The following is a 12,190-nucleotide window of genomic DNA, read 5'->3' on the forward strand; positions in this document are numbered from 1 at the left end:
GGCCGCTGGAGTCCCCTCAGTCCCAGAACGACTGCGTTCTGGCGTACTGCCGTTCCTGTTCGAGGATGTCCCGGTAGAACTCGTCTTCGTCCTCACGGAGCTTGCTGATGATTCGAGCGGCGTTGTGCGGGCCGACGCCGCGGGCGGCCAGCGCGACCACGGCCTGCTTGCCGTGGCTCTGGACGAGGTTCGCGGCCCGGTAGGCGCGCCGCGTCTGTTTCTCCGCCTCCTCGTCTTTCTCGTCGGCACGGATCGCCGTCACGACCTCGTCGGCCCAGGGGTTGAGCGCAGCGATTCGCGTCGACCCACACTCCGGGCACGAGGGTTGCTCGGCGACGCGGCTGACCTCCCGTTTCCGCTTCCAGTCCTGGCAGTGGAGACAGAAAAGCAGGACTCGGTCGGACTGGATGCGCTCGCGGACGGTGTTGATGACGCTCGCGTCCGCGTTCTCCGGGGCGAGCAGTTCGCGGCCCGACGAGCGGCCGCCGAGGCCGATTGCCGTCCGCTCTGAGACGGTCTCGATCTCGATGTCGCCGGCCTGGAGTCGGGCCAGCACCTCCCCGGCCGCGTCGACGGCGAGGTCCTCGTGGAGTACCTCTCGGAGGGCCTCGTCGTAGATGGGGGTGTCCTCCAGGGCGGACAGCAGGCGGTCCCGGCCGAAACGATTCGCGGAGCCCTGTTTCCAGCCCTTGAGCGCGCCGAACTTCGAGGCGACCTGCGCGAGCTTGAATTTCAGCGTGTCGGCGTTCTTGAGGCTGAGTTCGATGATGCTCGCGACGTGGTCGGGGTCGGTGTCCCGGAGTACGTCCAGCACGTCGTTGACGGTGATTCCCTGCGGGACTTCGAGTTCGATGCGGTAGGGGTCGATCTCCATGCCGACCGACGAGCCCGTCAGCTGGCCGAGCAGGGCGGCGAGGACCCGGCCGAGCGTCTCGTTGATGGTGTGCCCGAACGCGGCGTTGAGGACGACCTCACGGCCGTGGGACTCGACGAGGACGCGGTCGTCCGAGGGGAACGGGCCGGTGTGGTTCGCCAGTTGCGCCAGGGCCTCGGCGACGGTGTGTTCGTCGGCGGGGTAGCGCCGGCAGATGTCGCGGGCGACCATCGACCGGTCGCCGCCGTCGCGGAGCTGTGAGCCGCCGACGTCCCGGAGTTCGCCGACCTCCTGTGCGACCTCGTAGGGGACGGGAATCTCCTGACCGACCCAGGACGGAACCTCGCCGGCGGGATCCTCGACGGGCGAGACCAGCACCTCCTCCTCGTCCTCGTCGACCTCGGTGATGCGCCACATCTCGCCGCGCTGGATGAACACCTCGCCGGGGCCGGCGAAGTTGACGACGAACCGCTCGTCGAGGGTCCCGACCTGCCGCCCGGCGGCCATGTCCCGGACTTCGTAAGTGGCCTCGTCGGGGATCATCGAGAGGTTGTGATAGAAGTACTGCCAGGTCCCGCGTCGTTTCTCGATGCGGTCCTCGTCTTCGTCGAGCCAGACGACGCGGTTGGCGCCGAGTTCGCGGACGACGTCCTTGAACGCCCGCTCGTCCAGGTCCCGGAACGGGTACGCGCGGGTGACGATACGGTAGGCTCGCATCGCCGAAATCTCGCCGAAGTCCATCACGAGGCCGGCGATCTGGTTGGCGACCGTATCGAGACTGCCGTGGTGGATGTTCGCGGGCTCGACCTCGCCGGCCTGTGCCTGCCGGGCGATGGCGAGCGCCTCGAAGGTATCGTCCGGGCGGGTCGTGACGACGGTGCCCGACGACACCGCGTCGCGCTGGTGACCCGCGCGCCCGATACGCTGAAGCAGCCGGGAGACCTGGCGCGGGCTCTGGTACTGGACGACGTGGTCGATGGAGCCAACGTCGATGCCCAGTTCCATCGACGAGGTACAGAGCAGGCCCGCTAGCTCGCCGTTCTTGAACGCGTCCTCGACCTCGATGCGGGCCTCCTTCGAGAGCGAGCCGTGGTGGACCTCGATGGGCGTCCCGAGCTCCTTGAACCGGGAGCCGAGCGCCTCGGCGGTCTGTCGGGTGTTGACGAACACCAGCGTCGACTCGTGTTCACGGACGAGTTCGTCGATGACGCGGACGTGGCTCGCGACCTCGACGTCGGTCATCAGTTCGCCGGCGAGGCGTTCGTCCTCGGCAGTCACCGCCGGTTCGCGCACGGCGATCTCCAGTTCGCTCCCCACGTCGATCTCGACGATCTCGCAGTCCCGGCCCCCGGTGAGGAACTTCCCGACCTCGCCGGGGTCGCCGACCGTCGCCGAGAGGCCGATGCGCTGGAACGGCCCCGAGAGTTCGCGGACGCGCTCAAGGCCGACGGTCAACTGGGCGCCGCGTTTCGACGCGGCGAGCTCGTGGACCTCGTCGACGACGACGTGGGCCACGTCTTCGAGCGCGCGCCGGAGCTTTTTCCCGGTCAGCATCGCCTGGAGGGTCTCGGGAGTCGTCACCAGCACGTCCGGCGGGTCCTCGGCCTGTTGCTGGCGCTGATAGTCCGTCGTGTCGCCGTGACGTACGTCGACGTCGAGGCCGAGGGTCTCGCCCCACCACTCCAGCCGGTCGCGCATGTCGCGGTTGAGTGCCCGCAACGGCGTCACGTAGAGCGCACCGATGCCGAACAGATCGGTGCCCTCGCGGGTCTCTCCGTTCCCCGCTCGGTCTTCCGAGGCGCTTCGCGCCTCGCTCACGAGCGCATCGAACACGGGGAGCATCGCAGTCTCGGTCTTGCCGGTTCCGGTCGGCGCGACGATGAGCGCGTCCTCGCCCGCGACGAGCGGCGGGATCGCACGGCGCTGTGGCTCCGTCGGCGTCTGGAACCCACGCTCCGAGAGCGCGTCCCGGACCGCTGGGCCAAGTTCGGCGAACGCGGCCGCCGACCCCGATTCTGCCATCGGCCCGTCTAGCGGAGCGACCCGATTAAGGACACCGTTTCGGTGCGCGTCGCCTCACAGGTCACGATAGGGGCCGAGTCTGGTGCCATCGAGCAGGAAGGCCTCGCCGCCATCCAGTCCGGCGGGCAGGAAGGGTGCGAGGAACTCCTGGCCGGCGACGTTCACCCACGTCCCGCCCGAGAGGTCGCTGAACGCGGGAAAGACGACGAGGTCGCCGTCGACGTCGAGGTCGCGGTCCGGGGACTGCTCGAAGAACGGGTCGGGTGCGAGCGAGCCCCGGAGCCACGCCCGCTCGACGCGGGTGCCGCCCACCTCGTCTTCGAGCCTGACGGTCGGGTGCTCGTGTCCCACACAGACCACATCGGCTGCCAGTACGGCCGGCGAGGGCCAGGTGTGCCCGTGGGCGAACCCCACGTCGCCGAACCGAGCGCCGTGGCCCGGCGTCACGGTCACGTCCTCGCGGTCGGCGGCCAGGTCCTCTATGTCACCGTCGTGGTTGCCCTTCACCAGCATCACCGGAACGCGTTCAGTGACCGCATCGAGCAACTGCGCGATTTCGTCGCGTTCCTCCTCACCGGGGTCGCCGATGGCGTTTGCGAGGTCGCCGAGAACCACCAGACGGTCGGCGGCAGTCCTGTCGAGCAGGTCGAGGACGCCCTCGCGACGCACGTCTGCGCGGGAGCGGACCTCGACGCCGTCGTAGCGGAGCGCGACCTCCAGTCCGGCGTGGTAGTCGGCGACGACGAGCGCGCGCTCGCCGGGGAGGTCCGCGACCGCGGCCGGTTCCCCGGGGACCGGTTCGACCGCCATCAGATCGGTTTCAGCGTCTCCTCGTCGGGTTCGTAACAGCGCCCGTCCATCAGCGCGTCCTGGATGGCGTCCTCGACCTCGTCCTCGCTCGCCCCGTACTCGTCTGCCACGCGAGCGACCAGTTCGTCACGGGGCGCGCCGCCGTCACCGTCCAGGTCCTCCATGACCGACATCACGGCGTCGGGGAGATCGACGTCCTCGGACGGTTCGTCCGCTTCGGACTCGGTGTCGGCAGTATCGGTGTCGGCAGTATCGGTGTCGACAGCCGCGGTGTCGGTAGCCGCGGTGTCGTTCGTTTCCGTTTGGGTTGCTTCGGCGGTCTCGGCCGCCTCAGCGTGTCCGCCCCCCGAGTCGCCGGTCTCCGCTCCGTCGGTCGAGTCGGTGTCCGTCTCCGAGGCGGACGCGGTCGCCGGTTCGGCCGCCGTCTCGCCCTCGGCCGCTGCGTCGGGTTCGCCGGCCCCTTCGGCCGCCTCCATCTCTTCAGGATCGGGCGTTTCGATGTCGGCTTCCCCCGGTTCGTCCACCTCGGTACCGGTCGAGAACTCGGTCCCGTACTCCTCCTCGATCTCCTCCCGTTCGTCGTCGTCGAGGTCGAACTCGCCGGGCTCGAAGTCGCCGAGTTCCTCGTCGTCGACCGGCTCCGTGGCCGGTTCCGGTTCCTCGCTCGCGTCTGCCGCGTCGGGGCCACCGGCTCCGCCAGCGGGTGGTTCGTCGACCGTCGTGTTCGACGAGTCCGTGCCGACGGTCGGTTCGGTGTCCGCTGTCGAGCCAGTCGGGGGTGACTGCTCCGCTGTCGCGTCGTCGTCGGCCTCGGTCGTGGCGTCCGCCGGTTCCGGTTCCGGTTCCGAGCCGCCGGCGTCCGCCGTATCGGTCGTGGTCTCGGCCGGTTCGGTCGTGGTCTCGGTCGTGGTTTCGGTTGTAGTCTCGGCCGGTTCGGTCGTGGTCTCGGTTGTAGTCTCGGCCGGTTCCGTCGTCCCCGTCGCCGGCGACTCGCGCGTCTCGGTCTCCTCGCTGGCGTCGGTCGCGACGTCGCTGGTGAGTCCCAGATCGGCGTCCAGCGCCAGGAGGTCGGCGACTGTCGACGCCCCCTCGGCGTCGGGGTCGGCCGTCAGTTCGCCGACCTCGTCGCGTTCGCCGGCGACGACGCGGGCGGCGTCGAGTGCGAGGTCCCGGACTGCGCCGAGGTACGTGGCCGTCGTTCCGTAGTGGTCTATCGCCAGCGCGATACCCGAGGCCAGCCCCTCCTCGACGCCCTCCGCGACCAGCGCGTCCCGGAGGTCGTCGCCACGCTCCTCCCGGGAGAGGGCGTCGGCCATCGTCGCGACGCGGGCGAGGGTCTGCTCGGCCGTGCCGACGGTCCAGCGGTCCCGCGTCTCCGCCGTGACTTCGTTGATGCTCTCGGGACGGATCGAGGTGTACACCCGGTCCGAGTCGTCGGGCTGGAAGGTGCGTGCCTTCCCGGTGACGGCGACGAACGCCGGCGGGTCGGCGCGTTCGAGGAAGGCCAGTTCGTCGGGCTGGTACTGGCCCGCGTAGATCACGAACGCACCGGTCGGGTCGACGACGCGTGCGCGGAGCACGTCGTCGTTGACCTGCTCGGTCTCGGTGAGGACGCCGACGACGAACACGCGGTTCGCGCGGGCGCCGGTCGGCGTGACGACGTAGTTCGGCGCGCGCTCCTCGTCGCTCTCGGAGTAGGAGAAGTCGGCGTCGTCGTACTCCGCGGCGAACAGGCGGTAGGCGACCTCGCGGCCGCCGGGGCCGCCGCCCGACTCGCTGTCGCTCATCCGTCCACCTCCGCGAGCAGGTCCGCCGCGCGGTCGGCGGGGTCGTCCTCGCTGCGCTCGAAGTCGGTCGCGTCGAGGTTCGCCCCGTACTCGTCGACCGAGAGCGACCCGCGGACGCGGTACTCGTGGCCGACGACCGCCTCGCGGATGCTGTCGGCGACGACGGACTGGTCCATCGCGTCGCGGGCGTGGTCCTTCGCGTCCTCGAGGCCGCCGCCGTAGACCTGCGCGGTCAGGTCGTCGTCGAGGACGACCGTGACGGTGCCCGTCCCGTCGTCGAGGATGGCTTTCGTCCGGAGGTCGTCCTCGCCATCGACCTCGCCGTGGCTCCGGCACTGGCCCTTCTGGATGACGCGACCACACTCGGGACAGCGCTCGATGAGCCCGGAGCCGTCGCGAATTGCCAGCACGTTCCCCACCAGTGCCACGTCGTACGCGCCGCCGCGGTCGACGGCCTCGCGGATGGTCAGGCGTTCCGGTTCCTCACGTGCCTCGACGGGCGTCGAGAGCGGTTCGACCGTCGAGAACTCCGAGAGGTTCACCGATGGAACGCCGCGGAACTCCCGGACGTAGGCGTTCTCGATGCGGAGCGAGGCCCCCTCCTCGACGCCGTCGCGGGGTTCCCAGTCGGTGAAGGGGAGCCGGGCGCTCTCGTCGGCGAGCGTGCCGCTCAGGATCTCCGTCTCGCCGTCGCGGCCGTCGATGGTCTTGCCCTCGCACTCGATGACGCTCACCTCGACGTTGACGCCGCGGTCGCCAGGTGAGAGGTCCGCGAGGCGGGCGTTGCCGCCGATCTCGGCGTCGATGTCGAGGCGCTCGTCGACGCGCTCCACGTCGGTCGACTCGCCGAGGTTGAGTTCGGCCTCGCCCTCCCACTCGCGGACGCCGGCGTTGCCGACGCGGACCGTCTCGCCGGGTTCGAGGTCGAAGTCCTCCCACGCGGTGTAGGAGAGTTCCCCGCTCTCGTCGGCGATCCGCCCCTCGAAGATGACGTGTTCCTCGCCGCGGTAGTAGATGGGGCGTTTCCCGACGGTCAGGACCGTCACGGTGACGGTCACGTTCGAGTCGTCGGGGTCCACGTCGGCGAGGTCGACGGCCGGTGGCGCACCGCCCCCGCCACCACTGGACCCGTCGCCGTACTTCCGGCGCAGGCTCTGTTTCGCCTCGTCCATCGGGACGCTGTACGATACCAGGTTCTCCAGGTCGGATTTGACCTCCTCTTTGTCGACGCCGAGGTCGGAGGCGAGCTCCTCGGCATGATCGTCTAACTCCATCGAACCGGACTTCGGGAGGACGGGATAAAAACGTGCTGTGGCCGACGCGGACCGTACCCGCCACCTGGTCGCGTCCGCCCACAACCAACAGGTTTGTATCGACGCTATCGGAACAGGCAAAATATGTCGGACCGGGACGATGAGGCTGCGGGAACACGGACCGAGTCGGTCGTCGACGAGTTCGATGCCGACGAGTCGTCGAACGAAACGACGATCGAGTTCTACGGTGGACGCGCGGCGAGTGCCGTCCCGATCGGGCTGTTCATCTGCTGGGCGATCGTCCAGAGCGGTCTGTTCGGCATCGCACACACCGCCGGGCTGATCCCAGGGATGTTGCTCGCACTCATCGTCGGGATGTTCCTGGTGAAAGGCGACTGGAAGACCTACGCGGACACGATCTTCGAGGGGATGACACAGCGCGTGGCCGCGACCGCGATCGTCGCGTGGCTCTGGGCGGGGATGTTCGCCGAAACGATCCAGACGGGTGGGTTCGTCGGCGGCCTCGTCTGGGCGGCCAGCGCCCTGGACATCGGCGCGGCCCTGTTCCCCGCGCTCACGTTCGTCCTCGCCGGCCTGCTGGCGACGGGTATCGGCACCGGTTACGGGACGACGGTCGCCTTCACGGCGCTGTTTTTCCCCGCCGGCGTCGTCCTCGGGGCGAGCCCGGTGCTCACGTTCGGGGCCATCCTGTCCGGGGCCGTGTTCGGGGACAACCTCGCGCCCGTGAGCGACACGACAATCGTGAGCGCCGTCACGCAGGATTCGGACATCGGCGGCGTCGTCGCGTCGCGGTTCAAGTACGCCATCGTGCCCGCTATCGTCGCGTTCGCCCTCTACGTAGTCGCGGGATCGACCATGAGCGGGATCGAGGTCGCCGGCGACGCCCGGCAGGTGTTCGTCGATAGCGCCGAACCGGCGGGGCTCGTCCACCTCGTCTCGATGAGCGTCGTCATCGTCACCGCGGTCCGAGGCCGGCACATCGTCGAAGCCGTCTCGTGGGGACTCGTCGTCGCGATCGCCGCGAACCTGGCGTTCGGCCTGGCCGCACCGGCGGATATGCTCGTGTTCCGCGCTCCAGCCCGGTCGGGGATCGCGCAGTCGGTCTCCTGGCTCCCCGTGGTCGAGGTCGTCGACCCACAGGAAACCGCGGCGGTCGTCGGCGGAAGTATCTTCACCGGCGCGGAAGGGTTCTTCCCGCTGATCGTCCTCACCCTGCTCATCGTCGCCGGTGCGCGGATCATGATCCGCGGTGGCGGGTTCGCCGCGCTCCAGAACTGGCTGCTCGACCGGGTCGCGACGACCGTGACCCGTGCCGAGACGGTCATGGTCCTCGGGACGGCCAGCGTCAACGCGATGATCACGATCAACACGGCCGCGGAGATCGCCATCGCACCCTACGTCTCCAACATCGGCCGGCGGTTCAACCTCAACGGCTACCGGCGGGCGAACATCCTCGACGCCAACACGTCCGCACTGGGGTACATCTTCCCGTGGGCCGGCGGTGTGCTTGTCGGCGTCGCCGCGATGCAGGGGCTCCCCGAAGCCTACTCCTGGTTCGAGCCGTCGATGATGGTCAACCCCGTGGCAGTCGTCCCCTTCGTCTTCCACGGGTGGTTGCTACTCGTGGCGTTCCTGTTCGCCGCGTTGACCGGCTTCGGGCGCGAGTACACGCCCGACCGCGAGTCCGAGGAGGTGTCCCGGATATGAGCTTCCTCGAGAAGTACATGGCGGGCTGGCAGTTCCGCTCCCGCACGCCTAGCTACGCTCCCGGGGACGAACTCGTCGTCAACGTGACCGACGCCGACGACGACACCTCCCTCGTGCGGGTCGGGGATACCCGCCTGAAACTGGACGAGCGTGCCCCGACGGGTGCCCGAGTCAGTGTGCGCGTGACTGCCTTCGACGAGGAGACACATCGCGGCGATGCGGAACTACTCGAGGTGCTGGACACCGCCGATTTCTGACGGGAACCCGGTGCTCAGGCGGGCTGTGTCCGCCCGTCGTCGCCGGCCTCGTCGGACTCCGCGTCGGATACCTCGCGGTCACGGTTCCGGTAGCCACGGGAGAGCGTGACGGCCAGTGCGCCGAAGCCGAGCAGGAGGACCAGCAGTTCGACGAGCCCCCCGACGAGCGGGATTCTGACGCCGACCGCCACCACGACGAGCCCGACGAGCAATCCGAGCCAGCGGTTCGAGGTGCCGGCACGCGCCACGAGCCAATCGCCGACCGCGATCCGGCCGTAGACGGCCCCGATCCACAGCGAGAGCGCGAAGAGGAGCGCCCCGATTATCGAGAGCGGGATGCCGATGATCGTGATGGCGACGGCCACGAGCGCCAGCGGCACGCCGAGTAGGGCGACGAGGCCAACCCCCGCGCTTCGGAGCGGGGAGTCGCTCGCCCGTGTCGACACCGCTCGCGAGAACACCGGGAACGCGACGAGCAGGAGCGCGCCGAGGGCGGCGTTCACGAGAAAGCCGTACACCGAGCCGACCCACGGGGGAACCTGCGGTACGCCCCCGACGAGGGGCCCCTCCACGACGAGGTCGGAATCGCGTTCGACGGAGCCACCGACCTGCGCGCCGTCCTCGCGCTCCAGTTGCCCGCCGTACCGCACGTCGCCACCGACGGACGAGCCGGACGCGAGCCGGAGGGTCTCGGCCCCGGCCTGGAAGTCACTACCGATGGTGCCGGTCGACGCCAGCGTAACCGTCTCCGCCGCGGCTTCGACGGAGCCGTCGATAGCGCCGGCGATGCGGACGGTTCCCGCCGAGGCCCGGAGGTCGCCGCCGACGCTCGCGTTGGGCGCGACGACGACGCTCCCCGCGGCCGCCTCGACGTCGCCGTCGACACGCCCTTCGATACGGACGTTCCCTGCGAACGCCGACACGTCACCCGTTACGGTGCCACGGACGACGACGTTCCCGCCGAAGGCTTCGAGATTGCCGTCGACGGTTTCGCCGCGTTCGACGACGATCGAGCCTCCGGAGCGACTCTCCGCGGCTGCGACACCTGGCAGGACCGAAACCGCAAGCAGGAGGGCCAGTAGAACCTGAGCGGTACCGTTCGGCAGTGTAATTTCCATCGGATCACCGGCGGAAGCTACGACGTGTAGCCTCATAACCGTCGGCGGTACCCACACGATCAGGGACCCATCACCGGCCGGAACACTCGGCCGCCATCGCGGCGGCATCGAAAGGTCGTTAGGAACCCGGCTGAAACTGGCGCGTATGCGTGTCGTCGTCAACGCCGCGATGAGTGCCGACGGAAAGCTCTCGTCCCGGGAGCGGACGCAGGTCGAAATCAGCGGGCCCGGGGACTTCGACCGCGTCGACCAACTCCGTGCCGACAGTGACGCCGTCATGGTCGGCGTCGGGACCGTCCTCGCCGACGACCCCTCGCTGACGGTCGACAGCGAGGACCGCCGGGCCGAGCGCGAAGCACGCGGCGAGCGACCGAACCCCGCGCGGGTCGTCGCCGACTCGCGAATCCGTACACCGCCGGGTGCGACCGTCCTCGACGATGCAGCGCACACGTACCTCATGGTCAGCGAAGTGGCCCCGACCGACTTCGTCGAGGAGATGGAGGAAGCCGGTGCGACCGTCATCGCGACCGGCGAGGACCGCGTCGACCTCGTGACCGCCCTCGGCAAACTCGAAGCCGAGGGTATCGACCAGCTGATGGTCGAGGGCGGCGGCGAACTCATCTTCTCGCTGCTCGCCGACGGCCTCGTCGACGAACTCTCGGTGTTCGTCGGCCCGACGCTCATCGGCGGCCGCGACGCTCCCACGCTCGCCGACGGCGACGGCTTCACCGAGGACTTCCCGGAACTCACCCTGGAGTCGGTCGAGCGACTCGACGACGGCGCCTTGCTGCAGTGGGACGTGCCCTGAAGCGGGCCCGAGAGAACCCGTTAGTGGTCGTGGCCGGTCATCTCGCCGAAGGTCGCGCCGAATCGCTCCTCGAAGACCTCCATCGTCTCCTCCTCGGCCGCCCGCACCTCGGGCGAGACCTCGCCTTCGGCGTGGTGAATGGCCCCGTGGATGCGCTGTGCGAGGCCGAACATCGCGATATCGCCGACGATTTGCGGCGGCGACTCGTCGTTCTCCCGGAGCATATCGAGGAGTCCCGTCGGGACGGTCAGTTCGTCGAGCGAGCCGTCGTCGGCTTCGATCGTCAGCGTGATCGTGTCGTCTGCCATGCCAGCCCCTTCGCGAACCGGACGTAAGGGACTGTTGGGTCGGTGCCGCCGTCGCGGGAACGCGCACAGCACAAGCGCTTTGTGCGCGCCGCGAGCACACTCGCTCGTCACCATGCCCTCCCCGCCGCTCCGGTGGCCCTCCATCCGGTCGCATCGCCGGCTCCTCGTCTGCATCGCCCTCGCCGTCCTGTTCCTGGTCGCCACTGCCGGTGTCCTCGCCGCACCACCGCCACAGTCGGTCTGTGGCCCCTGCAACGACGGGCTGGTCGGTGCCGGCCACCAGCACTCCCTCCCGCTTCGCGTCACCGAGAGCACCGCGACCGTCCAGGTCCATCCCAACGGCTCCGCGACGTGGATGGTCACCAGTACGGTCGCCGCCCGAGATCCCGACGCGAACGAGTTCCGGCCGAACGCCTCGCTCCGGAACGTGAGCGAACTGCGAACCAACGCGACGCTCCGTCGGTCGGTCGTGCGCGAGGCCGTCGGCGACAGCCGCGAGTACCTCGAACCCGACCGCCCGGACGCGGGGCTCCAGTCCGTCTCGATGACGAACTCGACGCTCCGATTCTCCTTCCGCGAGCCGGACGTCGCACGGAACGTGACCGGTGGCGCACTGTTGTTCGAGGAGTACCACACCCGCGGCCTCGGAAGCGGGTGGTACGTCGACGTGGACCGGCTGACCATCGTCGGCCCGCCGGACACCACGGTCGGGAACGACGTGCGGACCGCGTTCGGCCCGTCGCTCGAATCCGTCGAGAACCGGCGCGTCGTCCTCGAAGGCGACCCGGAGAACGCGACGAGGGTCGCTCGGAGCGACATCTACGTCGCGTTCGTCCCGCGGGGTGACGCCGCCGGGCTTCGCGCCGCGGTCGGACTCGCCGCCGCGACCCTGCCGACCGCCGTCGACGCGTTCCTCTCGTTCCACCTGCCCGGTCTCGTGGTACTCGTCGCGGCTCTGGGTCTGGTTCACGCCCTGCGGACGCGCCGCCAGGAGGGTCTGAACCCCCGGAGTTACGCCGCGGTCGGCTGGTTCGCGTCGTCACTGCTCGCTTACCTCGTCGTGGCGTTCCTGCTCGTGCCACCGCTGCATCCCTATCCGATGTTCGGGATCATCCTGGTCGCCATGCTCGCGGGGTACGCGCTGGTGGTCGCGACCGTCAGCTGGTTCCTCTACCCGATGGTCGGACAGTGGATACCGGAGCGGGCGACCGGGAGCTGAGCCGCG

General features: G+C 69.3%; 10 protein-coding genes. 4 read left to right on the plus strand and 6 right to left on the minus strand.

From position 1 onward, the window contains the following. Positions 1 to 16 precede the first annotated feature (16 nt). Genes MUG96_RS10915 through MUG96_RS10930 form a run of 4 tightly spaced genes read right to left on the minus strand, consistent with a single transcriptional unit; the run spans position 17 to position 6,767 of the window. Positions 17 to 2,896: a DEAD/DEAH box helicase gene (locus MUG96_RS10915; protein WP_246982609.1), complete on the minus strand. Its 2,880-nt coding sequence runs from the start codon at positions 2,894 to 2,896 to the stop codon at positions 17 to 19. Between the two features lie 54 nt (positions 2,897 to 2,950). Further along, complete coding sequence (locus tag MUG96_RS10920; protein WP_246982611.1) at positions 2,951 to 3,706, minus strand: metallophosphoesterase; 756 nt, start codon at positions 3,704 to 3,706, stop codon at positions 2,951 to 2,953. After that, positions 3,706 to 5,493 carry a hypothetical protein gene (locus MUG96_RS10925; RefSeq protein ID WP_246982613.1) on the minus strand — a complete coding sequence of 596 codons (1,788 nt, stop codon included), beginning with the start codon at positions 5,491 to 5,493 and terminating at the stop codon, positions 3,706 to 3,708. Before MUG96_RS10925 ends, MUG96_RS10920 begins: the two co-directional genes overlap by 1 nt. Further along, positions 5,490 to 6,767 (minus strand): Single-stranded DNA binding protein, encoded by a 1,278-nt coding sequence (locus MUG96_RS10930; RefSeq protein WP_246982615.1) that lies wholly within the window; start codon positions 6,765 to 6,767, stop codon positions 5,490 to 5,492. Before MUG96_RS10930 ends, MUG96_RS10925 begins: the two co-directional genes overlap by 4 nt. Before the next feature lie 123 nt (positions 6,768 to 6,890). On the opposite strand from MUG96_RS10930, the gene MUG96_RS10935 reads away from it, so the two are divergent. Together MUG96_RS10935 and MUG96_RS10940 are read left to right on the plus strand one after the other, a co-directional pair. After that, on the plus strand, positions 6,891 to 8,474 hold the full coding sequence (locus tag MUG96_RS10935; protein ID WP_246982617.1) for a Na+/H+ antiporter NhaC family protein: 1,584 nt from the start codon (positions 6,891 to 6,893) through the stop codon (positions 8,472 to 8,474). After that, positions 8,471 to 8,731 (plus strand): DUF7513 family protein, encoded by a 261-nt coding sequence (locus MUG96_RS10940; protein ID WP_246982619.1) that lies wholly within the window; start codon positions 8,471 to 8,473, stop codon positions 8,729 to 8,731. The genes MUG96_RS10935 and MUG96_RS10940 overlap by 4 nt, the downstream gene beginning before the upstream one ends. Positions 8,732 to 8,745: 14 nt before the next feature. Here the strand turns inward: MUG96_RS10940 and MUG96_RS10945 are convergent, their stop codons facing one another. After that, positions 8,746 to 9,849 (minus strand): bactofilin family protein, encoded by a 1,104-nt coding sequence (locus tag MUG96_RS10945; protein WP_246982620.1) that lies wholly within the window; start codon positions 9,847 to 9,849, stop codon positions 8,746 to 8,748. 145 nt (positions 9,850 to 9,994) lie between these two features. On the opposite strand from MUG96_RS10945, the gene MUG96_RS10950 reads away from it, so the two are divergent. Beyond that, entirely contained in the window at positions 9,995 to 10,657 is a 663-nt protein-coding gene (locus MUG96_RS10950) for a 2,5-diamino-6-(ribosylamino)-4(3H)-pyrimidinone 5'-phosphate reductase (RefSeq protein WP_246982622.1), read from the plus strand. A 20-nt stretch (positions 10,658 to 10,677) separates the two neighbouring features. On the opposite strand, the gene MUG96_RS10955 is transcribed toward MUG96_RS10950, so the two are convergent. Next, a complete protein-coding gene (locus tag MUG96_RS10955) occupies positions 10,678 to 10,965 on the minus strand; it encodes a DUF7545 family protein (RefSeq protein WP_246982624.1) in 288 nt (95 codons plus the stop codon). A 112-nt stretch (positions 10,966 to 11,077) separates the two neighbouring features. Here MUG96_RS10955 and MUG96_RS10960 point away from each other — a divergent pair, with 112 nt between their 5' ends. Then, positions 11,078 to 12,184: a hypothetical protein gene (locus tag MUG96_RS10960; protein ID WP_246982626.1), complete on the plus strand. Its 1,107-nt coding sequence runs from the start codon at positions 11,078 to 11,080 to the stop codon at positions 12,182 to 12,184. The last annotated feature ends 6 nt before the right edge of the window (positions 12,185 to 12,190 follow it).

It is taken from the genome of Halorientalis marina (assembly GCF_023028345.1).
Classification (GTDB): Archaea; Halobacteriota; Halobacteria; order Halobacteriales; family Haloarculaceae; genus Halorientalis; species Halorientalis marina.